We start from the raw sequence: 24,320 nt of genomic DNA, 5'->3' as shown, positions 1-24,320 counted from the left end.
GCATGCGCGAGCTACAAAATCTGATGGCGAGAGTGCTCGACGTATCTGCCGTGATGATCGGCGCGAGCGTGGCTTCGGAGATCCGCTTCGAAGAAATCGTGCCGCGCGGCGTGAACGAAGCCTTCGTGCTGCTCGCCGCGGCGTTCGCGCTCGTGATCTTTCCGGCGTTCGAGCTTTACCAGTCGTGGCGCGGCCGCTCCAAGGCACTCCTCGCGGGCCAGGTGTCGCTTGCCTGGCTCGTTGTGCAGGGCTGCGCGCTGATCTCGATGTACTCGACGATGCATCACGTCGATCTCGTTTCGCGCTTGTGGTTTGCTTACTGGACGGCACTTGCAGGTGGCTTGCTCATCACGTGGCGCTTCCTCGCGCACGGCGTGCTTTCGCACATGCGGCGCGCGGGCATGAATCTTCATCAAGTCGCCATTGCGGGTTCCGCTTCACAATGCGACGAGATCATGCGGCGCATCGATGCGGAGCCAGGCTCCGGCTTTCGCGCGAGCGCGCTCTACAACACGATGCCGCAATCGGCGAGACCCGCGAGGGAGAAAGACGCGCCGGTGTGCGACACGATCGAGGCGTTCGCGCATTACATCCGCGAGCATGACGTGCACGAGTTGTGGCTCGCCCTTTCGCTCGCCGAAGAACGCACCGTGGTGCGGCTCGTGAGCGAGTTTCGCAACGACCTCGTGAACATCCGCTTCATTCCGGACGTGCGCTCGTTGGCCCTGTTCGACACCAGTACGGTGATCGATCTGCTCGGCGTGCCCGCCATCAACCTCGTCGCCTCGCCGCTGCCCGCGAGCGCGCAGTTCAAGAAGGCCATGTTCGACCGGGCGTTCGCAACGCTTGCGCTCGCCAGCCTCACGCCGCTCCTCATCGGCATTGCCATCGCGGTGAAGTTTTCCTCGCCTGGGCCCGTGTTGTTCAGGCAGCGCCGCAAGGGCGCCGACGGCCGCGTGTTCACGATCTACAAGTTCCGCACGATGCGCGAGCACAAGGAGGCGCCCGGCACGGTGAGCCAGGCGACGCGCCATGACCCGCGCGTGACGCGTCTCGGCGCGTTCCTGCGCCGCACGAGCCTCGATGAATTGCCGCAGTTCTACAACGTGCTGCGCGGCGACATGTCGGTGGTTGGACCCCGCCCGCATGCGCTCGAGCACGACGATCTTTATCAGAGCGTGGTGAAGGGCTACATCCACCGCTATCGCATCAAGCCCGGCATCACCGGCTGGGCGCAAGTCAACGGATTTCGCGGCGAGACCGATCACCTCGAAAAGATGGAAATGCGCGTAGCGCACGATCTGTATTACCTCGGCCATTGGTCGTTCTGGCTCGACATGCGCATCATCGCGGCCACGATCGTTCACGGGCTGGTAGGCCGCAACGCGTACTGAGCGCTGCGGCGCATTCGAGCAAGCATCACCAGCAAGCAACACCAGGTTTCGGGAGAAGCAAGATGGCGATGAATTATGACGGCGCTTACTATGGCGCGGCAGGCGCCGAGGAGCGATACCTAGGCGACTACCTGCAAACGATGGTGGCGAACTGGCGCGCCATCGCGGTCGTGACGCTCGCCGTCACGCTGCTGGGCGCGGCCTATGCATTCCTCGCCACGCCGACCTACCGTGCCGATGTGCTGTTCCACCTCGTCGACAAAGGCGACGCCAGCAAGAAGGACAGCAGCCTGCCGCCGCTCACGGGCATGTTCGACGAGAAGTCGACCGCGAACGGCGTCATCGAAATGCTGAAGTCGCGCAATGTGACCGAGGAAACGGTGCGCAAGCTGCACCTCGACATTTCGGCGCGGCCGCGCGAAATGCCCGTGATTGGCGGCATGCTTTCCGGCATCCTGGGCTCGCCCTGGGCGCAGAAGCTGCCCGGGTTCATGCGGCCGTCCGGCTATGCATGGGGCGGCGGCGACATCACGGTGTCGCGCTTCGATACGCCCGAAGCGATGTATGAGCGCGACTTCACGATCGTCGCCGGCGAAGAGCCCGGCACCTTCACGCTGCGCGACCCCGACGGCATTCCGCTTCTGCAGGGCCGCGTGGGCGAGGACGTGAGCGCCAACACTTCAGTCGGACCGATCGCGCTGCACGTGGACAGTTTGAGCGGGGCGCCCGGAACGCCTTTCCTGCTCACACGCGCCTCGACGCTCACCACCGTCGACCGGCTGGAGAATGCGCTCCAGATCCAGGAGGTCGGGCTGCAATCCGGCGTGATCCGCGCGAGTCTCGAAGGCCACAACAGCAAGACGACGGCCGCGATCCTCAACAACGTGGCGCACGAGTTCATCAAGCAGGACATCGCAAGCCGTTCGGCCGAAGCGGAACACATGCTCGCGTTCCTCGACGACCAGCTGCCGCAACTGCGCGCGCAAGTCGACGCGGCCGAGCAGAAGTACAACAAGTTCCGTAACGAGCACGGCACCGTCGATCTCGGCGAAGAAAGCCGGCTGTTGCTCCAGCAAGTGAGCGACAACAAGATCCGCCTCGAAGACCTGCGGCAGCAACGCGCGGAACTCGCGCAGCGTTTCACCGAACATCACCCGGCCGTCCAGGCGCTCGATGCGCAGATCGGCACGCTGCAGGCCGCGCAGTCGCAGCTCACGCGTAATGTGGCGCAACTGCCGGACACGGAACAGTCCGCTGTGCGTCTCTTGCGCGACGTGCATGTCAGCACGGAGCTTTACACGAGTCTCCTGAACAGCGCGCAGCAACTGCGTGTGGCGCGCGCGGGCCAGGTGGGCGACGTGCGCGTGGTCGATTTCGCCGAAGCGCCGGATGATCCGGTGCGTCCGAAGAAGCTGCTCGTGATTGCGCTCGCGATCGGGGCGGGGCTCGTGCTGGGCGTACTCGTCGCGTTCGTGCGCAAGTCGCTGTACGGCGGCGTGGAGCGTCCGGACGAACTCGAAGCCGCGCTCGGCGTGCCGGTCTTCGCCGTGGTGCCGCGCAGCCCGCAACAGCTGCGGCTGCAGCATCACGTGGCGTCGCGCCGGCGCGGGCTGCACGTGCTCGCGCAGCAGAACCCGCAGGACGTGGCGGTGGAAGGCGTGCGGAGCCTGCGCACCTCGCTGCAGCTCACGCTCAACGATGCGCGCAACAACATCGTGATGCTCACGGGCTCGCGGCCCGACATCGGCAAATCGTTCCTCTCGGTCAATCTCGCCGCGCTGGTCGCCTCGGTGAACAAGCGCGTGCTGATCGTCGATGGCGACATGCGGCGCGGCGACGTGCACTCGCACTTCGGCATCGCGCACCAGCCGGGTCTCTCCGACGTGCTGCTCGGCGCGGAGCTGGAGCGCGCGATCCAGCACGAGGTGCTGCCTGGACTCGACGTGCTGGCAAAGGGCTCGCTGCACTCGCATCCGTCTGAACTGCTGATGAGCCCGCGCTTCGAGTCGCTGCTCGAGGAACTGGGGGCGAAGTATGACCTCGTGATCGTCGATACGCCGCCGGTACTCGCGGTGACCGACTCGACGGTGATCGGACGGTACGCGGGCACGACGCTTCTCGCGATCCGCCACGGCCGCCACCCGATTTCGGAGCTCGAGGAAACGGTCAAGCGCCTGCGCATTGGCGGCGTGAATCTACGCGGCGTGCTGCTCACCGACGTGCCGAAGACTGGCGCATTCATCGGCGGCGGGTATCGCGGCGGTTACTACGGTTACGAAAGCGTTTCAGGGTAGAGCAAGGTAACAGCAGGTTGACGGTCGGTTTTCGGGCTGGCGGTCGATGATGAAAACCACCGAATCCCATTTCGCACACGCGAGGAGAGAACGATGGCAATGGCTCGTAAAGTTGCTTTGATTACCGGCATCACCGGTCAGGACGGTTCGTATCTGGCAGAACTGCTTTTGAACAAAGGCTATGAGGTGCATGGCATCAAGCGCCGCTCGTCGCTCTTCAACACGGACCGCATCGATCACCTGTATCGCGATGCACACGACTCGGAGCCCGGCATCCACCTCCATCACGGCGAAATGACGGACACCACGGCCCTGTTGCGCGTGGTCCAGGAGATCGCGCCCGACGAAGTCTACAACCTCGCCGCGCAGAGTCACGTGGCCGTGTCGTTCGACGAGCCCGAGTACACCGCGAACGCGGACGGCCTCGGTACGCTGCGCCTTCTGGAAGCGATCCGCATTCTCGGCCTCGCGAAGAAAACGCGCTTCTACCAGGCTTCGACGTCCGAGCTGTATGGGCTCGTGCAGGAAGTGCCGCAGCGCGAAACCACGCCGTTCTATCCGCGCAGCCCTTATGCGGTCGCGAAACTGTTCGCCTACTGGACCACGGTCAACTACCGCGAGGCGTACGGCATCTACGCGTGCAACGGCATTCTCTTCAACCACGAGTCGCCGCAGCGCGGCGAGACCTTCGTCACGCGCAAGATCACGCGTGCGATTGCCCGCATCGCCGTCGGATTGCAGAAGGAGGTGTATCTCGGCAACCTTTCGGCCATGCGCGACTGGGGCCATGCGCGCGATTACGTCGACATGCAGTGGCGCATGCTCCAGCAGGAAAAGCCCGAGGACTTCGTGATCGCAACGGGCGTGCAATACAGCGTGCGCGACTTCGTGCGCGCGGCGGCGACGGAACTGGGCATCACGGTGCGTTTCGAGGGCAACGGTGTCGAAGAGGTCGGCATTGTCGACCACGTCGACTCGCGCGAGATGCGGCTCGAAGCGGGTCAGGTGATCCTGCGTGTCGACCCGCGCTACTTCCGCCCGGCCGAGGTCGAGACGCTGCTTGGCGACGCCTCCAAGGCGCAGGAGAAGCTGGGCTGGAAGCCAGCCACCTCGTTCCAGGCGCTCGTCAAGGAAATGGTGCGAGCCGACTATCAGGCCGCCCGGCGCGACGCGCTCGTCACGCTGGCCGGCTTCAAGGCTCTCGAACATCACGAGTGAGATGCCATGGACAAGAACTCCCGAATCTTCGTTGCTGGCCACCGCGGCATGGTGGGCTCGGCGCTCGTGCGCGCGTTGCAGACGCACGGCTACCGTAATCTCGTCACGCGTCCTCACGGGGAGCTCGACCTCACCGATCAGGCTGCGGTCGACGCCTTTTTCAAAGGCGAGCACATCGACGCGGTGCTGCTCGCGGCCGCACGTGTGGGCGGCATCCTCGCGAATTCGACGCAGCCCGCCCAGTTCGCCTGGGATAACCTGGCGATCGAAACCAACGTGATCCGGGCGTCGTACAACGCGGGCGTGCAGCGCCTCGTGTTCTTCGGCTCGTCGTGCATTTATCCGCGCGAATGTCCGCAGCCGATCCGCGAGACTTATCTGCTCACCTCGCCGCTCGAGCCGACCAACGAGGCCTACGCGATCGCGAAGATCGCGGGCCTGAAGCTCTGCGAAGCGTACAACCGCCAGTACGGCACGCATTTCGTCTCGCTCATGCCGACCAACCTGTACGGCCCCAACGACAACTACGACCTCGGCAGCAGCCATGTGCTGCCCGCCCTGATCCGCAAGGCGCACGAGGCGCGCAGCAACGGCCAGCGCACGTTGACCGTCTGGGGTTCGGGCAGGCCGCGCCGCGAGTTCCTGCACGTCGACGATCTCGCCGATGCGACGATCTTCGTGCTGGAGCACGAGACCGGCGACGGCGTGTACAACGTCGGCGTTGGCGAGGACCTGTCGATCCACGACCTCGCGCAGCGCGTGTGCGACGTGGTGGGCTTCGAAGGCGAGCTGGTGTTCGACTCGACCAAGCCCGACGGCACGCCGCGCAAGCTGCTCGACGTGTCGCGCCTGGGCGACTTGGGCTGGCACGCGCACATCGGCCTCCAGGAGGGGCTCGCCCGCACCTACGACGACTTTCTTCAAACCCATGCCGCGCCGGCGTACGAGGCGGGCATGCGGGCTTGATGTGGCCTGAAGGGACCGATGGCTTTCAACCAATCGGCTCAAAAGGACGAAAGGGAAGAGGCGTCTGGTTGGTGGTGGGCGTCGTGCGCGGACCGGATGCACGACGCCCGCTTTTTTTCGCCCGGCGCGCGAGACGATTAAAAGTGGCACAGAGCAGTTCAGGGACGGAAGCAACGCAATGAGAATCCTGATCTACGGACTGAATTACGCGCCCGAAGTCACAGGCGTCGGCAAATACACAGCCGAAATGGCGGAACTGCTCGCGACGCACGGTCATGAGGTGCGCGTGATCTGCGCGCCGCCTTATTACCCGCAATGGCGCGTGCATGAAGGCTATCGCGCGGGGCAATACCAACGCGAAACGTTGCGCGGCGTGAGTGTCTGGCGTGCGCCGCTGTGGGTGCCTGCGCAGCAGGGCGGCTTGAAACGCATCGTGCATCTGGCGAGCTTCGCGCTCTCGTCGCTGCCGCTTCTCGCGCGGCTCGCGGCGTGGCGGCCCCAGGCCGTCATGTTGATCCTGCCAACGCTCTTTTGTGCGCCCGGCGCGCTCATGCTCGCGCGCGCCGTCGGCGCGCGCAGCTGGCTGCATATTCAGGACTTCGAAGTCGATGCGGCATTCGATCTGGGGCTTCTGCGCGGCGGCCAGGGGTCGCGTCTCGGGCGCGCGGCCCTCGCCGGCGAACGCTGGCTGCTGCGGCGCTTCGACGTCGTCTCGTCGATTTCGGCGCGCATGGTCGAGCGCGCCATCGACAAGGGTGTGGACGCCTCGCGCGCCGTGTGCCTGCCGAACTGGGTCGATACCCGGGCGATCTTCCCGCTGCCGTATCCGAGCGCGTTCCGGCGGCGCCTCGGCATCCCGCAGGACAACACCGTCGTGCTCTACTCGGGGAACATGGGGGCGAAGCAGGGCATCGAAATCCTCGCGGATGTTGCAACGGCGCTCGCCTCGCGGCCCGATATCAGCTTCGTGTTCTGCGGCGACGGCGCGGCCAGGCGAGAGCTGTTGGCGCGTTGCGAGCCGCTCTCGAACTGTCATGTGCTGCCGCTGCAGCCGTCTTCGATGCTCAACGAACTGCTGAATGTGGCCGATATCCACGTGCTGCCGCAGCGCAACGACGCCGCCGACCTCGTGATGCCCTCGAAGCTCACCGGCATGCTCGCAAGCGGCCGTGCGGTGGTCGCCATGGCGAGGCCCGGCACGAGTCTCTTCGACGTGGTCTCGGACCACGGGATCCTGGTGCCGCCCGAGGATGGCGCAGCGCTGGCCGCGGCGATCGTCGATCTGGCGGGCGACCCCGCGCGCCGCGCCGCGCTTGGCCGTGCCGCGCGGCGCTACGCGAAGCGCATGCTGTCACCGCAAGCGATCTTCGACGTGCTCGAAGCGAGGCTTGCCGGGCTCGCGGGTGAGGTTCCCGAGTCGGCGGGTCAGACGCAGGTTGAGCCGCCGACCGCGGTAAGTGGCGCTTCTTCGGCGCAGCAAGGTGCGGGTCAATCTGCGAATCAACCTGCGCGTCAAACGGGTAAAGGCGGATCGACGTTGCCGGAGGTCGAGCAGTCCGATGTGTGATCGTCAGCGCCCAAGGCCGCGACTGCGGCCTTGGGCTGTCTCGGACCGCTAGCAGAACCTACCAGGGCGACTTGTACAGATCCGAGCTGGACTGGTCCGGCGACCCGTACGGGCTGCTATACGGATTGCCATAGACCTGGGCGGTTGGAGAGGTTTGGGCAGCGCCGTAATCATAGCCGGCCGTCGAGCGACTTCCCCTCGCACCGCCACCGGCAGTGCTCCTCGTCACCGCGCTGCCGGCGCGCGACATGCCGTTAGAGCCGATCCTGCTGTGATTCGCGGCGCTCCTGCCGCCGCCGCTCGAAGCGCTGCCTCTGTCACTGCCGCCAGAGGCGCTCGCCGCGCTCGCTGCGTAATCCCCTGGCGTGACGACGTGCATGTGCTTTTCGTTCGTGAGCGCGTCTTGCGCGTCGTCTGGCGAAGCGCCGTTGCTGTTGTACGGGGTCACGCTGTATGGGTTGCCCGAAGTGCGCGGGCCGCCGAGCAGGCGCTGTTCGTCCAGTTGCTGGCGCTGCACGGCGTTGGAGAGGGTGTCGCCCTGGGTGCTCTGGCTACTCTGGCCACTCGCAGCAGCGGGGGAGCCGCCGGTGGCGGTGCCGGGCGGGGCGTTTTGTGCCAACACCGCGCACGGCCATGCGGCGCACGCGGCTTGCAGCGCGGCGGCGAACATATAGGGTGCAAGCTGATGACGATAAAAGCTGGACATGGCATTGATCCCGCGCGCCGCGAACCATGCGGCGTCAAGCCTTCATGTTGCCCACGCCGCGTCGCGCCGCTGCGCCAAAACCCCTGCCGTGTCGGCCACGCGTGCGAGGCGATGCGGTGGCCGCCCGATAATGAAATCGTGGTTTGATGCGTCCCGTTGTGCTGGCCGTCAGGGCTTGCAACCCTCAGGAAGACAATAGGGAACCGACCCGGATGGGCAAGGAGCGTTCATGACGGAAGCGGTCGAAGGTCTAGGGGCCCTCAACGGGAGCGTCGGCGCGGCCGGGCGCAGGGATGGGGCGGACGAAGCGCCGCCCGCAGGCGTCGCGCCGCCGCGCGCCGCAAATGACGCACGAACCGCGGAAATCCGCGTGATCGATTTGAGTCATGCGAGCAAGGGCAACTATGTCGCGCGCCGTGGCAAGCTCGTACAGGCCGCGTGGTATCTGGTCGAGACCTGCGTGCTCGACAATCGTCTGCTGCCGCTCTCCGCGCTGCGCGTGGGCTTGCTGCGCCTGTTCGGCGCGAAGGTCGGCGAGGGCTGCCGCCTCGTGCACCCCATGCGCGTGAAGGCGCCGTGGAATCTGGAAATGGGCGACAACTGCTGGATTGGCGTGGACGTGTGGATTTACAACCAGGCGCCTATCCGCATCGGCTCGAACGTCTGCCTTTCGCAGGGCGCGTTTCTCAGCGCCGGCTCGCACGACATGCGCACGAACATGGATCTGCACGTCGCGCCGATCGTGATCGAGGACGGTGCGTGGGTCTCGTCGAAATGCGTGGTGCAGATGGGCGTGACGATCGGACGCTCGGCGGTCGTCACGCCGCTCTCCGTCGTGCATCGTTCACTGGAAGCCGGCGGCGTGTATGGCGGCAATCCGTGCCGCTTTATCCGCTGGCGTTTTGAGGAAAGCAAGCCGCCCAAGACATAAGGCGGCGCGAGGCTGGCTCACTTCAAGCAGATTCATTCGTCGTATGAGCAGGCCCGAAGGCCTGCTCATACTCATACGAACCCCCGGCTAGAACCCGCCGTAACCCACCGCCCGGCCCGCCGCGGCCGCCTGCGTACTCGGCAGGATCAGGTTGATGACGCGGCTCCACTTCACGAGCGCTGACGCGTCGACGAACACGACATCGTTCGGCTGCAGCTCGAACTCGTCGGCCGTGGCCATGGCTTCCGGCGACGACGCGTCGAGGTGGAAGACCGTACGGTGCCCTTCCTTTTGCCCGCGCACCACATACACTTGCGAGGCGTCGCCCGAACCCTGGCTGACGCCGCCTGCGTTGCCTAGCGCGTCGTTCAGCGAGAGGTGGCCGTTATCGAACGGAAGGGGCCCAGGGTGCCCGACTTCGCCCAGCACGAACACGCGGCTTTCGTTCGCCGAATACACGCGCACGAGGTCGCCGTTCTGCAGCAGGATTTTGTCCGGGTTCACGCCTTTTTTGATCATGTCGGGAATGTTCACCATGATCGTCTTGTCGTCGCGTGTCACGCTAACCCGTGAGCGGTCGCCAGCCGCCGTGAAGCCGCCCGCGCGGTTGATCGCCTCGGGCAGTGACATCGTCATGTCGTTGAGCACCATGAGGCCAGGCGTGCGTACTTCGCCGTCCACATACACGCGCCGGCTGCGATACGACTCGATGCGCAGCGTCACCTGCGGTTTGTTCAGGTAGTAGGCGAGCTTCTTCGACACCAGGTCGCGGGCTTGCATCTCGGTGAGCCCCGCCACGTGGATCGGACCCACGTAGGCCACCTGGATCGCACCCGACGAGTCGACGGTATAGCCCGACTGCACCTGGCTCGCACTCTGATCCTGCGCGCCGTTGCTGCCACCACCGCCGTTCGTCGGCAGGTTCATCTCGGGGTGATCCCACACGACGATGCTGAGCACGTCGCCGGGCCCGAGCGTATACGGCTTGGGCGTGCCGAACAGCGTCTCGACGTTTGTCGGGACAGTCGTCGGTCTCGACGCCGCTTCCTTCGCGACCAGTTCGTTGTTGATCTCGACGAGCGCGCCTGGTGGTGGTTGATCGCCCTTTGCGCCCGTGCGCGAGGCGTCGGTCGCGGCCCTTGCCTGTGTGACGCTCGATGGCGCCGTCATGCCAGGCGAGAGCCCGCAGCCCGAAATCAGGGTCGCGGCTGCCGCCATGGTCACCATCGTCGCCATGGCCGCCCGTGCGCGGCCCGCCAATGATCTGCGCAAACTGCGTGCGTGCTGCTTCGCGGTTGCTGCAGTTGCATCCGCGGCCAAGCCGCCGGAACAATCAGGTGTGCTGTTTAACATAGTCTCGCCCCCTTACTAACAGGATTCGCACATCGCCACGAAAGTGCAACGCGGGCTCATCGTTCGACTCGTTATGACGCTTCAGCTGCGTTGCTTCGTCACCCCTGCCAATCCCTACTATTTCCGCTACCTAACGCCGCTTTTTTTCCGCTTATTCAGCCTGCTCCGCGGGTTCGCCCTGCGCCATGGCGCTCATCGGGCGCCCTGGGCGAAATCGCGCGCCAGCGTGCGACGGATGTTCCTGCAACAAGCCCAGCAGCGATCGCACCATGCCGTCCATCGCGAAGCGCGCGTCGAACGTGCGCCGCGCCTGAGCGCGCATCGTGTCGCGCGCGCGCTCGTCGAGAGCGCGCCATGAGGCGAAGTTCCGCTGCGTGCCGGCGACCGTGTCGGGCGCAACGAACCCCGCGCCGTCCTCGTCGATCTCGCGCCAGACGCCTACCTTGTCCGAGACCAGTGCGGGCAGCCCGCACGCCAGCGCCTCCGCTACGGAAACGCCGAAGTTCTCCTGGTGCGAAGGCAGCACGAACACGTCGCTAGCAAAAAACGCGCCCCACTTCAGGTTGCCCTGCAGCATGCCCGGCCAGCTGATGCGATGCGTGATGCCGTGCGACTGCGCCATCGCTTGCAGCGCGGGTTGCCAGTTGCCCTTGTCGGGCCCCGCGATCAGTAGGTGCGCATCCGGCGTTTCGCGCGCATGGTCGGCGAACGCGTGAACCAGCACGTCGCAACCCTTTTTCGGGTGCAGACGCCCGAGAAACAGCACGATGCGCTTGTTGCGCAAATGCGGCGACTCTTGCAGGAAGGCTTCGCGCAACGTGTCCGGGTCCTCGTGGGGCGCAGTGGTGCCGAACGGCACGACGCGCTCGTTGGCGCGGTACAGCCAAAACGATTCGCGCGCGAGCAGGCGTTCTTCGTCGGTCGTGAAGATCACGGCGGAGGCGTCGCGCAGCACGCGGAAATCGGCCCATGGCCAGTAAGCCCATTTCTTCAAATGCTTGACCGGATAGGTGGCTTTGAACCACGGGTCGAGCATTCCGTGCGTGTACACGTAGTACGGCACCTGGGCGTGGCGCAGCGCGCGCCACGCGCCGAAGCCGTGGTATTGCCAGAGCCCGTGCACGATCGCCGCGTCGAAGCGCCTCGCGTTCGCGCGCAGCCACGGCACGTAGCCCGCGCAGTATCCGTAGTGCCCACGGCTCGGGCCCAACGCGTGGAGCGGGAGCGGGAATTCGCGTACATAAGGCGCGTCGATCGGGTCGAGCGAGGCCACCTCGATCTGGTGATCGAGCGCCGTCATCGCGAGACCGCTCTGGCGAACGCCCTCAATCGGGCCGCCCGAACGGGGGTCGACCGTGGACACGAGATGCAGGATTTTCATCGAGGCTCCGGAGTCGCATACGTGGTGAGCGGCACCGGCGCCGCCGCGGGCGCCGTGGGTCGGAAGGCAGGCTCGCGCCCGTAGGACGGGTGCAGGCGCTGGCGCTTGCGTTGAAGGTCAATGCGGTAATGAAGCTGCGAATACAGCGCGACGATGAGTCCGAGCGCGAGGCCGTACACGAGGCCCGAGAAACGTGTGCCGAGCGGATTGCCGCCGATCGACGCGCCCGGCAGCGCGGCGAGCACGAGGAGCGCCATGCTGAGCGGCATGAGCATCGGGTGACGCGGCGCAATGCGGCGCCATCGTCTGAATGCACGGCCCGCGACGATGAGCGCGATGATCACTGCGATCGGCATGCAGCCGCCGAACACGATGCCTTCGGCGTAGAGCTGGTACACCCAGAAGTTGTGGCCCGCCACCCAGTCGCTCGTGTTGAAGTAATCGTCCTTGCTGAAGGTCTGATTCACGTACTGGTAGTAAATGGGCGAATAGCGGTAGAGGTGGCCATAACCCTTGCCGAACAGTACCGATTCCACCGATTCGGTGACCTGGTCGTACTGGTCGCGCATCTCCGCAATACGCGTGACCGTGGTCGGATCGCGGTCGGAATCCGAGTTCTGCGCGGCCGTCACGCGCTGCGTCCAGTGTTCTGTGATGGACGGGAAGAGCCAGGCCGTTCCCACGCCCAGCGCTACAACGAATGAAAGCGCGATGCCCGTGCGGAAAAACGATTTGATCAGATGGCTGATTGACGGTGAGGCGAGCCACGCCGCAAACATGGCGAGCAGAATGGTCGCGAGCAGCAGGCTGCGCGTGACACTCAGCAATTCGACGACGAGCGTCGCGAGGAACACGAGCACCATCGTTATGTTGAAGCGCCGCGCGACGATGAACTGATGCAACAGCATGGCCTGCAGCGCGAGCATGGTCGGCGAGACAATGCGGAAACGAATGTCGGCGAGCGGACCGCCGACTGCCAGCAAGCCGAAGAGGAACGTGAACACGAGGCAAAGCACGTTCGCGTAATAGAGGGCGCGCTGCATCTGCATGACGCGAAAGGGATGCCACGGGCGGCACATGGCCCAGTACCCAAGCACGAACAGCAAAAATGGCAGGATCACGCGCAGGTATTGGCCAACCGGATTGTGCTGCAGCAATTGCGCAACGAGACTGCCGACGAGGCTCGCTACGAGCGCGCCCGTCACGAACGAGCGCAGCCGCGTCGGACGCGCGAAGCGCGGGCCGATCATCGCGAGAATGAGCGCGCCTGCCAGGGCCGGCATGACGACCAGCCATTGCGCGCCGTGGCCGAACTGGGAGTCCGGTGCCTTGTAGTCGAAAGCGAGAGGCACGAGGCACACCCAGAGCCATAGTGCAGCATGTTTGTTTCGCATCGGCGTTTCTCCCGGTGCGGTGCATAGGGTCGCATACGTTGCGCAAAATACATGCGCGCCGCACGCGTTGGCTCGACTCAATATAAAACGCCGTAAGCGGCTTGCGCACGAGCGTGGCGGGAAGCGGCAGGGTTGTGGCGGCAGGAAAAAAATTCTGATTTGGCATGTGGTTTCGCCCACACACCTGGCCGAGAAGGGCGGGAACTTGGCGCACGCTGCACGGCGCCTGTGTCCATGATGGGGCCGGCAGGAGTAAGTTTTTCATCGTCTGCCTTGCGCAAGAATCCGGCATGGACGAAGCGAGGGAAGGATCATGAAGCGACTACACGGAGCGAGACAGCCGACGAAAGGGCGTTCCGTCGAGCTGGACTTCGTGCGTGGCATCGCGATCTTCGTCGTGATGGGCTACCACTTCCACACGGTGCGCACGGGCCATCCGTGGGTAAGCTTCATCGAGTACCCGCTGAAAAGCTTCGGCCACGAAGGCGTGAATCTTTTCTTCACATTAAGCGGCTTTCTCGTGGGAGGGCTGCTGCTGCGCCAATACTCGCAAACAGGCCACATCGGCGCGCGCCGCTTCATCGTGCGGCGGATCTTCAAGATCTGGCCCGCGTACTACGCACTGATTTTGTTTCACCTGCTTGCCGGCCGCCATCGGCCCGACACGTTCCTCTGGCAGAACCTCACACATATGCAGAATTACTTCGGCACCTCCATTGCGCAAACGTGGAGCCTCGCTGTCGAAGAACACTTCTATCTGTTCCTGCCCGCGCTCTTGATCCTGCTCGCGCACTTCCGGCTGCGCGCGAATGCGCTGATCGCCGTGATGGTCGGCCTCTGCGCGGTCGTCTTGAGCGCGCGTTGCATCGCGGTATCGCACGGCGATCTCGTCGGGGCGTTCAACTACACGCAGTACCGCATGGACAGCCTGCTCATCGGCGTCATACTCGCGACCGTCTACTGGATGAAGCCCGAACTCTGGCGCGTGCTTGTCGCGAAGAAGCGCTGGCTGTTCGGCGCGGTGGGGCTGCTTCTCGCCTGGCTCATCTTCGCGACGCCCGACGTCGCGCTCGACGAGAGCGTTGGCTACACGATACAGGCCGTCGGCTTTTGCGCTCTCATCATGCTCGTGCTCGAACATTCGGGCAGATTGCGCACGACATGGGTGTATCGCGCGCTCGCGTGGCTCGGCGTGTACTCGTACGGCATCTACCTCTGGCATTCGCTCGCGCTCGCGCCCGGCGACTATCTGATCCACAAGGCAAGCGCGCTCGGTGTGGCGCCGCTCGCCGCCTGGCCGGTCGTGATCGTCGCGCAGTTCGTCATTGCTTCGGTGCTGGGCTATCTCACCACGCGCGCCGTCGAGTTCCCGTTCCTGCGCCTGCGCGAGGCGATGTTCCCCGACACGCGCGGAGCCGTCCCCGCCGAGCGGCCCAACGCGAGCGCAGGGGACAACAAGATCGAAGGCGTCGCGTGACGGAGTCGAACTGATTCGTTTTGCTGGATATCGATTGGCGCTTCCGAGCGCTTACGCCATCGCGGCCTGCAGCGTGCGCTTGAACTGTTCGAGCGTGTTGCACGAAAGCAGGTGTTCGCCCGTGGTCTGCGCGGCGTTCGCGCCTGCGCGCCAGCGCTGCGCGAGCGCGTCGAGCGCGTGCGCGATGGTGGCGGGCTCGAGGTCGTCGAGCAGGGGGCCGAGTGCGCCGTCGCGGCAATACCAGCCGATCAGGCCGTCGGCGCTGGCCACCACGGGCTTGCGGAAGCGGTACGCCTGCACGAGCACGCCACTCATGCCGTAGTGCTGCTTGTAGCCGAGCCACACGGCGTCGCAAGCGGAAAAGAGTTCGCGCTCCATCTCGTCGGAGATGAACTGGTTGAAGATTACCGGTGCGCTCGCGAGTTGCGGCGCGTGGGCGTCGATGAACGCGCGTGTTTCGTCGTCCTGCTGGCCCGCGATCACGAGGCACGGCGCATCGCGCTTGTGCGCGAGCGCTTGTATCAGTTCGCGAATGCCCTTGCGTTCGCCGATCGCACCGTACACGAGCAGATAGCGTGTATGCGCGTCGAGCTTCAGCTGCTCGCGCGCGAACACGGGGTCTATACCTTCGATTTCGGGAAACGGGTCGGCCAGATAGCTGAGCGGCGCAGCACGCTGGGGCTTCGTGGCCGCGAACCAGTCGGGCAGCGTCGGGTCGATCGTGAAGAGTTCGCGCAGCCCGCGCGAGCGCATGGCGCGGCGAAACAGCGCCGCCTTGGCCATGTCGACGAAGCGCCGGCGCGGCGTGCGCAAGCCGATGCGCGCATGATGAAACGTCATGCCCATGACGATGGCGATCCACGGCGTCTCGCCGAATGGCGAGTCGAACCCCGCGAGCGTGTAGAAGAAGTAGTCGGCGTAGGGCGCGATGACGAGCCGCACGTGCATCGTTTTGCTTACCTGACGAAACGCGCGCGCATAGAAGTTGCGAAAGCGCATGTACACGCTCGCCGCGAAATGCGGGCCGGGCGGAACGGTGTGCAGGTCGAGCAGTACGAGGCGCAGATCAGGCCGCGCTTCGCGCACGATGCGCTGCGCGAGCGGATGGTCCGCGTACCCGGTATCGGTGACAACGAGGCAGCGGTGCCCGGCTTCCACGCACGCCTGCGCGATCCACTCGACGTAGCGCCAGCGGTGGCCTGTGAAGTTCGGCTCGATGATGGCGATCCAGTCGCCGCCAACCGATGCGCGCGTGCCGGGAGGCTCGGACACCTCGACGTCGCACAGTGCGGCGGCGTCCGGGGTGTTAGGGTCGGCGTTGCGATATCTGGCGATCGACACGTTTTCCATGCGGGAGGCCCGATGAGCATTATTACGAACAAAATAGCAGTGGTGCGCAAGCGGCATGCGCCAGATTGCGGGGCAGGGTGGCCGAAAAAGCCTGGGGATATGCCGACCGCCTGAATATTCGTGAAAGGCCGCCACGCGGACGCTCGCTTCATGGATGGGCGTCCCACGGATGGGCGTCCCGCGGATGGGCGTCCCGCGGATGGGCGTCCCACGGATGGGCGTCCCGCGGATGGCCGCCCCGCGGATGGCCGCCCCGTCTGATTCCACCTGGTAGATGGCGCGTCGTGGACGCTGCGGCGCGGTAAGGTCCAGAACGGGTGACGAAAACGCGTTGCCAAACATGCTTGAAGGGAACTGGGAAAAGGGGCTAAAGCTCCGACTCAGAGATCGACAACAGGAGAGGCATTTTGCGCGCAATGCGGCTGCCAGCCATACCGATCAAGGCCGGCTTCGGACCCGGCGCGGCGACCTGGGTGCTGTTGCAGCAGGTCGTCGTGCGCGGCCTCGTGGCCGTCAAGTTTCTCGTGATCGGGCGCATTCTCGGGCCATCCGCAATCGGTCTCGCGAGCGTCGCGTTGCTCGCGGTCGCGATTGCCGAAGCGCTCTCCGACACCGGACTCGCGCAAGCCGTCATACAGGGCCAGTCGGCACCAACGCGCGCCGAGGCCGGCGCCGTCTGGACCACGCTCGCCACGCGGGGCCTGCTGATCGGGGGGCTGCTCGTCGCGAGCGCGCCGCTCATGGACGCGCAATTCCACCTGGGCGGCGCCATCGGGCTCGTGCAGCTCGCCGCGCTGCTGCCGCTCTTGCGCGGGCTCGCCTCGCCCGCGTATTTCATCACGCAGCGCGAGCGCCACTTCCAGCATATTGCGGCGATCGAAATCTCGTCCTCGTGTCTCGACTGCGGCTTCGGCATTGCGCTCGCACTCGCGGGTGCGGGTCCGTACTCGCTGCTGCTCGGCATGATGATCGGCGAGGCGTTCAAGAGCGTCGTGACATGGATCGCGCTCTCGCCGCGTCCACCGATCCGGCTGCGCTGGTCGGGCATTGGTCATTACGTGGGGTTCAGCCGCTGGATCTGGGCGAGCAGCGTGATCATTCTGATCACCAACCAGTTCGACAAGGTCGTGGTGGGCAAGCTGCTCGGGCCGACGCAGCTGGGCGCCTGGCAGATGTCCTCGAAGCTCGCGCAAATGCTGCTTGCAGACGCCGCGCTCGCCATGTCGCAGTATCTGTTTCCCACGTTCGCTGCGCATCATCGTGGCGGCGCGCAGTCGGCCGCGCGGCTGTTCCGGCTGTATCTCATGGTGGCCGTGGCAGGGCTGGCGTGTGTGGTGATCGTGCTGCGCTTCGCCGCCGAGCCGCTCTTTTCGCTCGTGCTCGGCGCCGCGTGGTTGTCGGCCGTGCCGCTCTTTCGCATCTTCGTCATCAACATGGCGATCAGCGCGCTGAACTCGGTGCTCGCCTCGTATCTGCGCGCCGTTGGCGACGCGCGTGCCGTCACGGTCGCATCGCTGCTCCAGGTCGTGGCGCTCATCCTGTCCGTGCCACCTTCGTTGCACATGTGGGGTGTAACGGGCGTGGCATGGTCGATGACCTTCGGGCTGGCCTCGTGCGCGGCATGGATGCTGTATCGCGTCTCGCGGCAGAGATAAGCCGGAGTGCAGAGGGATTGAAGCGGGGATTGAAGCGGGGATTCAAGCGGGGATTCAGGCGCGCAGCGCCGCTTCGACGATCTCGGCGAGCTGATGTCCTAGCGTGGGCGAGTTGAGCTGGCAGTACACCGCATGCGCGGCGGCGGCGGCTGCGCGCATTTCTTCGGGCGGCATGGACCAGATGCGCCGCAGCGTGGCGGCAAGCGCTTCTGTGCCGCCATCGCGCCCGAAGAAAAAGCCGGTGCGGCCGTCCTCGACATAGCCCGGCTCCGGGCCCATGTGCAGCGGCAACCGGTCGTGCACGATGGGCGGCAGGCTCAACGCGAACATGTGCACGACGCTCAAGCCCGCCGAGCCCGGATAGCAGCCCACGCGGCAGCGCCGGCTGATGGTCGCGATGGCGTCGTCGTCGAACACCGCGCCATACCAGACCACGTAGCTGCGATCGCTGTACTTGCGCTTCAGGCGCTCGCCATGCTCGCCGTCGCCGATCACGTGGAGTGTGATGTCGCTGCCTTCGGCATGAAGCTGCCCGACCACGTCGATGAGCGGTTCGATCTCCGACCCTTCGCGCAGCCTGCCGATGAAGAGGACGCCGCTCTCGGCGCCCGTCTTGGTGGCGGGCTCCACACCGCGCGAGACGGTGAGTGCGTTGTTCGCGACGACGAGCTTCGCGAGCGGGCAGCCGATGGCGACGAGCGAGCGCCGCGACGCCTCGGTATAGCAGACGTAGCGCACGGCGAGCGCGACCGCGAGGCGGTAGCAGACCGTGCGCATGAGTCCCGCGGACTCGTGCCGATAGAGCCCCTGGCCGTGAATCAGCACGGGTACGCGCATCACGCGTCCTGCCAGGAGCGCGAGCCATAGCGAGAGATAGCGAACGTCTGCAAAGATCAGGACCGCATCGGGACGTTCGAAAACGATGCGGCTCAGCACGCGGCTTTGCATGCGAATACGTCGCGAGGGCAGGCCCGCGAAACTGACGATATGCGTTTCGACGAATTCGTCGCAGGCGGGCTTCTCGCGCGAAAAGCCGGTGGCCTCCACGCCCTCGGAACACGCGAACACCTTGACGGAGAAAAGACGGTTGAGCGACTCGATGACTTCGATGCGATAGCGCGCGATCAATGGCTGCACGTAGAAGACCACTGGGCGTTTGAGCCGCGCGCCGGATTCGGTTTCGCAAACCGTTGTGCCCGGAGAGATGATCTCGTGTTCCACTGGCTGGCTCCGACGTGTCGACGCAGTCATGTTGAGAGGATCTGTCCGGAGGCGGGTTAGTCGGTCATATTTGCGCAAGTCTCTTTTAGCAGTTGTAGGCGAGTCTTCACGAAAGAGGAATCCGAAAATTGCTATTGAACGCATTTCAGAGGAGGGGCTGCGCTATGGGCGATGCGTAATCGATAAAAGCGCAAAAAAGTGCAAGAAATGCGAAATTAATTCACGAAAAGAGAAGCGGTAAAAGGTTCGTCAATACGCGACCGATACAGACACCGCGCACACTGCGTCCCCCCAACGCATGCTCGTTCACAAACAGTTGGAATCAGTCGTTGAATAGATCGTTTCGGACAACTTGAATCCGGACCGACTGGCGGCGCGAGGGCCTCGTGCTAACCTCGATTCGAGTCGAAACGACCACCGGAATGCGGAGAAACCGATGACAACGCTCGCTACCGATGATCTCGCGTCTTCCTTGGCGGCCCCGAACGGCGCGAAGGCGCGCATGCGCGTCGCGGCGGTGATCGCGACCAAGGGGAGGCCTGCGGCGACTGCATGGGTCGTGCGTCTGCTCGCGCGGCAAACGGTGCGGCCGGATCAGATCATCCTTTCGGGGAGCAGCGCAGACGACATCGGACCTTACGATGCCAACGGTTTGCGCGTGAATGAAATCATCGGCACTGCGGGTTCGAGCGTGCAGCGCAATCGTGCGCTCGACGCGCTTGCGCCGGACATCGACATCGTGATTTTCCTCGACGACGACTTCGCGCCCGAGCGGCACTGGATCGAGCTTTGCGTGGAACTGTTCGAAAGCGACGCGAATCTCGTGGGCTTTTCGGGCCGCACGCTGCGAGATGGCGCGAACACGCAGCCGATCTCGTGGGAAGAAGCCGTCGAGCTCGTGGATGGCGCACAAGCCGAGGTGCTGCGGCGTCCGCCGCTGCGGCCCTGCGTTGAGTTGTATGGCTGCAACATGGCGTGCCGCGCGCAGGCTATCGCCGATCTGCGCTTCGACGAGCGTCTCGTGCTGTACGGCTGGCTGGAGGACAAGGACTTCTCGCGGCGCCTTGCGCGCCGTGGCGGGGTCGTGTACTGCGACTATCTGCTGGGCGTCCACCTCGGGCTGCGAGGCGGGCGCGTATCGGGCCGGCGCTTCGGCTATTCGCAGGTGGTCAACGCGATGTACCTGTGCAACAAGGGTGTGATGTCGCGCAAGGAAGCGACCAGCAACATCCTGCGCGCGCTAAGCATGAACTGCGTGAAGTCAGTGCGCCCGGAGGCGCATCTCGACCGGCGCGGCAGGCTCATCGGCAACGTGATCGGGATTGCCGATCTGTGCATAGGCGCCGTGCGGCCCGAGCGCGCAGCGCGCCTGTGAATTCACGCGCAGCGCGGCTTTCATGACCGCACCGCGCGCTCCGATGCGTGCCGAACTCAGTTGCCCGAACCGCGCGCAATGCGACGCTGCTTCACAGCTTGCGCGAGCCCTTCGAGCACGCCCACGCTTTCGTCCCAGCCGATGCACGCGTCGGTGATGCTCTGGCCATAGGTCAGCTCGCAGCCTTCCTTCAGGTCCTGGCGGCCCGCCACGAGGTGCGACTCCACCATCACGCCGATGATGCGCTCATCGCCCGCCGCCACCTGGCGGCCAATATCGGCGCACACCGGAATCTGGTTCTCGTGCTTCTTCGAGCTGTTCGCGTGGCTCGCGTCGATCATGAGGCGCGCGGCGAGACCCGCCTTGCCGATATCGCTGCATGCGGCGTTCACGCTTTCCGCGTCGTAGTTCGGCGTCTTGCCGCCACGCAGAATCACATGGCAGTCCTCATTGCCCGCGGTCGAGACGATGGCCGAGTGGCCGCCCTTCGTCACCGAGAGGAAATGGTGCGGCTGCGACGCGGCCTTGATCGCGTCCACGGCGATCTTCACGTTGCCGTCCGTGCCGTTCTTGAAGCCGACCGGGCACGACAACCCCGAAGCCAGCTCGCGGTGCACCTGCGATTCCGTTGTGCGTGCACCGATCGCGCCCCACGAGATCAGGTCGGCGATGTACTGCGGGCTGATCATGTCGAGGTATTCGGTGCCGGCGGGCAGGCCCAGCTCGTTGATGGAGACGAGCAGCTCGCGCGCGGTGCGCAGACCGTCGTTGATCTTGAAGCTGTTGTCGAGGAACGGGTCGTTGATGAGGCCCTTCCAGCCCACCGTCGTGCGCGGCTTCTCGAAGTACACGCGCATCACGATCTCGAGCTCGTTCTTGAAGCGCTGGCGCTCTTCCACAAGCTTCTTCGCGTAGTCGACCGCGGCCTTGGTGTCGTGAATCGAGCACGGCCCGATGATGACGATCAGGCGGTCGTCCATGCCGTGCAGGATGCGGTGCATGGCGCGGCGCGATTCGAAGATCAGCGTGGAGGCGGCTTCCGAGCAGGGGAATTCGCGGATCAGGTGAGCGGGCGGCGTGAGTTCCTTGAGTTCGCGAATGCGGACATCGTCGGTGTTGTGCGGGGGCATGGTCGTTTTCTCCTGATCCTGGGTGCGTAGCGTGCGTCGTTCAGACGGTGCTTCAAATTCGGTTAGATGAAGGTGCGGCTCGAAACTAAGGGCGAAAAAAAACCGCCAGGCTTGGCTGGCGGTTTCTCGTATGTTCGGGGTCCTGCGCGTACTATCAACCCTCTCGATCCGCCAGCGGTCTGAGATACCAAAAGAAGTAAAAATAAAACTTCGTGGCGAACATGGCGGTGTTGTCTGAACGTTCGTTACGTCGAAAGGGTGACTGCCTTTATAACCCGGTCTTCTCGTGGCTGGCAAGCGGGGCGCGGTAAAAAAGCGGACTATCTGCGCAAAAAATGACTCATGTGCAGAAAATCCGCACGGCGATGCGGAATTTCCGCACCACCGTGCATGGGATGCGCGCAGGCAAAGGTCTTAAACCGTGCCGCCCACCGTCATGCGGTCGATGCGCAGCGTCGGCTGACCTACGCCCACCGGCACGCTCTGGCCCTCCTTGCCGCACACGCCCACGCCCGAGTCCAGGCGCATGTCGTTGCCGATCATGCTCACGTACTTGAGCGATTCCGGGCCGCTGCCAATGAGCGTCGCGCCCTTCACGGGGTAGGTGATCTTGCCGTTCTCGATCATGTAGGCTTCGGAGGCCGAGAACACGAACTTGCCGTTCGTGATGTCCACCTGGCCGCCGCCGAAGTTCACGGCATACAGGCCGTTCTTCACCGAGCCCAGGATTTCCTGCGGGTCCTTGTCGCCGTTGAGCATGTACGTGTTGGTCATGCGCGGCATGGGGAGCGCTGCGTACGACTCGCGGCGCGCGTTGCCCGTCACGGGCATCTTCATGAGGCGCGCGTTGAGCGAGTCCTGAATGTAGCCCTTGAGAATGCCGTCTTCGATCAGCGTCGTGCACTGCGTGGGATTGCCCTCGTCGTCGATATTGAGCGAGCCGCGGCGGTTGGGCAGCGTGCCGTCGTCGACCACGGTCACGCCCTTCGCGGCCACCCGTTCGCCAATGCGCCCTGCGAACGCCGACGAACCCTTGCGGTTGAAGTCGCCTTCGAGGCCGTGGCCGATCGCCTCATGCAACAGCACGCCGGGCCAGCCCGGGCCGAGCACGACGGTCATCGCGCCGGCGGGCGCCGGGCGTGCTTCGAGGTTCACGAGCGCCGCGTGCACGGCGTCGTCCACGTACTTCGACAGGATGTCGTCAGTGAAATAACCGTAGTCGTAGCGGCCGCCGCCGCCGCCGTTGCCGATCTCGCGTCGGCCGTTCTGCTCGGCGATCACTGTGACCGAAACGCGCACGAGGGGGCGGATGTCGGCGGCGAGCGCGCCGTCACTGCGTGCGACGAGCACCACGTCGTACTCGCCCGCGAGCGCGGCCATGACTTGCGTGATGCGCGGATCTCGCCCACGCGCCATCTCCTCGATGCGTTCGAGCAGCTTCACTTTTTCGGTAGCGTCGAGCGAACTCAACGGGTCGGAGGGCAGGTACAGATCGCGGCCCGCAATGCCCGTGAGCGACTTCGCCACCTGGATTTTCTGCTTGCCGCCGCCGGACTTGGCGATCGAGCGCGTGGCGATGGCGGCCTGGCGGATCGCTTCGTGCGAGAGGTCGTCGGAGTACGCGAAAGCAGTGCGCTCGCCGGACACGGCGCGCACGCCCACGCCCTGGTCGATGCTGAAGCTGCCCGACTTGACGATGCCTTCCTCGAGGCTCCAGGCCTCGCTGCGCGTGGTCTGGAAGTAAAGGTCGGCGTAGTCGATGCGATGCGTGAAGATCTCGCCGAGCGTGCGCGTGAGCACTGCCTCGTCGAGGCCGTAGGGCGTGAGGAGCAAGTCCTTCGCGGTCGCCAGATTGCGGATGCCGGGTTCGATGATGTTCATGCGCTCTTTGGGATCAATCGATGAGTCTGTCAATGGAGATTCGGGCGCGGTGCTGCGAAATCAAGCGCCTTAAACGTAGAACTCGCGTGGAATTCGATGGTGTTCATTCGCGGGGTGCCCTGGGTGCGATTCATCGCGTGCCTTACGTGCGTCATGCGCAGTCGAACACGCGGTGCCGCCACGCCGGAAGGCTCGCGCGCACACTGGCGATGCGTTCGAGGTCGATGTCGCCGGCCACCACCCCAGCGCCTTCGTCGCGCACGTCGACGATCTCGCCCCACGGGTCGATCAGCATGCTATGGCCCCACGTCCGGCGGCCGTTCTCGTGCGTGCCGCCTTGCGCCGCGGCGAGCACGTAGCACTGGTTCTCGATCGCGCGGGCGCGCAGCAGGATCTGCCAATGTGCGCGCCCGGTGGTGTAAGTGAATGCTGAAGGCACGACCATCAGTGCGCAGTCTCCCATGCGCCGGTACAGCTCGGGAAAGCGCAGATCGTAGCAGACCGACAGGCCGACACGGCCAAACGGCGCCTCGAACGTGCGCACCTCGGCGCCGGGCCGGATCGTGCGCGCTTCGTCGAATGATTCGGCGCCTTTTTCGAAATTGAAGAGGTGGATCTTGTCGTAGCGCGCGCGCTCCTCGCCGCTCGGGTCGAACACGAGCGTGGTATTGAGCACGCGCGTTTCTTCAGGCGCATTCAGCGGCAAGGTGCCGCCGATTACCCACACGTCATGGCGCCTGGCCGCATCGGCGAGAAAACGCTGAATGGGGCCGTCGCCGTGCGGCTCGCGGACTGCGAGCTTGTCGCTGTCCTTGTGACCCATGAAGCAGAAATATTCGGGCAGCAACACGAGGCGCGCGCCCGCGGCGGCGGCCTCGGCGATCAACTGGTCCGCTTCGGCGAGATTGCGCTCGCGATCGGGCGTGCTGACCATCTGCAGCGCGGCGACGCGAAACGGGTCGAGTGGGGGAGCGCTCATCGGCAGATCTTGAACGGGTTCGGGGTACATGGCGCGCATACCGCGTGC

Annotated in this window: 18 protein-coding genes; 9 read left to right on the top strand and 9 right to left on the bottom strand. The window is 64.9% G+C overall.

Annotated features, from left to right (window positions below):
• Window positions 1-2: 2 nt before the first annotated feature.
• The 5 genes from M3I54_RS10555 to M3I54_RS10535 all read left to right on the top strand — a co-directional run bounded on the left by M3I54_RS10555 (window position 3) and on the right by M3I54_RS10535 (window position 7,439).
• Window positions 3-1,394 carry an undecaprenyl-phosphate glucose phosphotransferase gene (locus tag M3I54_RS10555; protein ID WP_254335485.1) on the top strand — a complete coding sequence of 464 codons (1,392 nt, stop codon included), beginning with the start codon at window positions 3-5 and terminating at the stop codon, window positions 1,392-1,394.
• A 62-nt stretch (window positions 1,395-1,456) separates the two neighbouring features.
• Entirely contained in the window at window positions 1,457-3,688 is a 2,232-nt protein-coding gene (locus M3I54_RS10550) for a polysaccharide biosynthesis tyrosine autokinase (RefSeq protein ID WP_254335483.1), read from the top strand.
• Window positions 3,689-3,787: 99 nt separating this feature from the next.
• Window positions 3,788-4,906 (top strand): GDP-mannose 4,6-dehydratase, encoded by a 1,119-nt coding sequence (gene gmd, locus M3I54_RS10545; RefSeq protein ID WP_254335472.1) that lies wholly within the window; start codon window positions 3,788-3,790, stop codon window positions 4,904-4,906.
• A 6-nt stretch (window positions 4,907-4,912) separates the two neighbouring features.
• The gene (locus M3I54_RS10540) at window positions 4,913-5,872 is read left to right on the top strand and encodes a GDP-L-fucose synthase (protein WP_254335471.1); all 960 of its coding nucleotides are present in this window, start codon (window positions 4,913-4,915) and stop codon (window positions 5,870-5,872) included.
• 178 nt (window positions 5,873-6,050) lie between these two features.
• Window positions 6,051-7,439, top strand: coding sequence for a glycosyltransferase WbuB (locus M3I54_RS10535; RefSeq protein ID WP_254335470.1), 1,389 nt, complete (start codon window positions 6,051-6,053; stop codon window positions 7,437-7,439).
• 58 nt (window positions 7,440-7,497) lie between these two features.
• Here M3I54_RS10535 and M3I54_RS10530 read toward each other — a convergent pair whose 3' ends face one another.
• Window positions 7,498-8,145, bottom strand: a complete 648-nt coding sequence (locus M3I54_RS10530; protein WP_254335468.1) for a hypothetical protein — start codon at window positions 8,143-8,145, stop codon at window positions 7,498-7,500.
• A gap of 229 nt (window positions 8,146-8,374) precedes the next feature.
• Here M3I54_RS10530 and M3I54_RS10525 point away from each other — a divergent pair, with 229 nt between their 5' ends.
• Window positions 8,375-9,076 carry a DapH/DapD/GlmU-related protein gene (locus tag M3I54_RS10525; protein WP_254335466.1) on the top strand — a complete coding sequence of 234 codons (702 nt, stop codon included), beginning with the start codon at window positions 8,375-8,377 and terminating at the stop codon, window positions 9,074-9,076.
• Window positions 9,077-9,163: 87 nt separating this feature from the next.
• Here M3I54_RS10525 and M3I54_RS10520 read toward each other — a convergent pair whose 3' ends face one another.
• The 3 genes from M3I54_RS10520 to M3I54_RS10510 form a co-directional block, all read right to left on the bottom strand.
• The gene (locus M3I54_RS10520) at window positions 9,164-10,312 is read right to left on the bottom strand and encodes a polysaccharide biosynthesis/export family protein (RefSeq protein ID WP_254335464.1); all 1,149 of its coding nucleotides are present in this window, start codon (window positions 10,310-10,312) and stop codon (window positions 9,164-9,166) included.
• 268 nt (window positions 10,313-10,580) lie between these two features.
• On the bottom strand, window positions 10,581-11,810 hold the full coding sequence (locus M3I54_RS10515) for a glycosyltransferase (protein WP_254335462.1): 1,230 nt from the start codon (window positions 11,808-11,810) through the stop codon (window positions 10,581-10,583).
• Window positions 11,807-13,204 (bottom strand): sulfite exporter TauE/SafE family protein, encoded by a 1,398-nt coding sequence (locus tag M3I54_RS10510; protein ID WP_254335460.1) that lies wholly within the window; start codon window positions 13,202-13,204, stop codon window positions 11,807-11,809. Before M3I54_RS10510 ends, M3I54_RS10515 begins: the two co-directional genes overlap by 4 nt.
• 313 nt (window positions 13,205-13,517) lie before the next feature.
• On the opposite strand from M3I54_RS10510, the gene M3I54_RS10505 reads away from it, so the two are divergent.
• Window positions 13,518-14,681: an acyltransferase gene (locus tag M3I54_RS10505; RefSeq protein ID WP_254335458.1), complete on the top strand. Its 1,164-nt coding sequence runs from the start codon at window positions 13,518-13,520 to the stop codon at window positions 14,679-14,681.
• Between the two features lie 51 nt (window positions 14,682-14,732).
• Here M3I54_RS10505 and M3I54_RS10500 read toward each other — a convergent pair whose 3' ends face one another.
• Entirely contained in the window at window positions 14,733-16,031 is a 1,299-nt protein-coding gene (locus M3I54_RS10500; RefSeq protein WP_375542122.1) for a glycosyltransferase, read from the bottom strand.
• A gap of 407 nt (window positions 16,032-16,438) precedes the next feature.
• On the opposite strand from M3I54_RS10500, the gene M3I54_RS10495 reads away from it, so the two are divergent.
• A complete protein-coding gene (locus M3I54_RS10495) occupies window positions 16,439-17,686 on the top strand; it encodes an oligosaccharide flippase family protein (RefSeq protein ID WP_254335454.1) in 1,248 nt (415 codons plus the stop codon).
• A 54-nt stretch (window positions 17,687-17,740) separates the two neighbouring features.
• On the opposite strand, the gene M3I54_RS45110 is transcribed toward M3I54_RS10495, so the two are convergent.
• Window positions 17,741-18,907, bottom strand: coding sequence for a glycosyltransferase (locus M3I54_RS45110; RefSeq protein WP_254335452.1), 1,167 nt, complete (start codon window positions 18,905-18,907; stop codon window positions 17,741-17,743).
• A gap of 436 nt (window positions 18,908-19,343) precedes the next feature.
• On the opposite strand from M3I54_RS45110, the gene M3I54_RS10485 reads away from it, so the two are divergent.
• Window positions 19,344-20,282, top strand: coding sequence for a glycosyltransferase family 2 protein (locus M3I54_RS10485; RefSeq protein ID WP_254335450.1), 939 nt, complete (start codon window positions 19,344-19,346; stop codon window positions 20,280-20,282).
• A gap of 56 nt (window positions 20,283-20,338) precedes the next feature.
• Here the strand turns inward: M3I54_RS10485 and aroG are convergent, their stop codons facing one another.
• From aroG to M3I54_RS10470, 3 genes are all read right to left on the bottom strand, one after another.
• Entirely contained in the window at window positions 20,339-21,412 is a 1,074-nt protein-coding gene (gene aroG / locus M3I54_RS10480) for a 3-deoxy-7-phosphoheptulonate synthase AroG (protein WP_254335448.1), read from the bottom strand.
• A 414-nt stretch (window positions 21,413-21,826) separates the two neighbouring features.
• Window positions 21,827-23,293 (bottom strand): metalloprotease TldD, encoded by a 1,467-nt coding sequence (gene tldD, locus M3I54_RS10475; protein WP_254335446.1) that lies wholly within the window; start codon window positions 23,291-23,293, stop codon window positions 21,827-21,829.
• A gap of 151 nt (window positions 23,294-23,444) precedes the next feature.
• A complete protein-coding gene (locus M3I54_RS10470; RefSeq protein WP_254335444.1) occupies window positions 23,445-24,272 on the bottom strand; it encodes a carbon-nitrogen hydrolase family protein in 828 nt (275 codons plus the stop codon).
• Between the last annotated feature and the right edge of the window lie 48 nt (window positions 24,273-24,320).

Origin of the sequence: Paraburkholderia sp. CNPSo 3274 (genome assembly GCF_024206475.1) — a bacterium.
In the GTDB taxonomy this organism is placed as follows: domain Bacteria; phylum Pseudomonadota; class Gammaproteobacteria; order Burkholderiales; family Burkholderiaceae; genus Paraburkholderia.
This window is presented reverse-complemented; position numbering and strand designations above follow the sequence as displayed.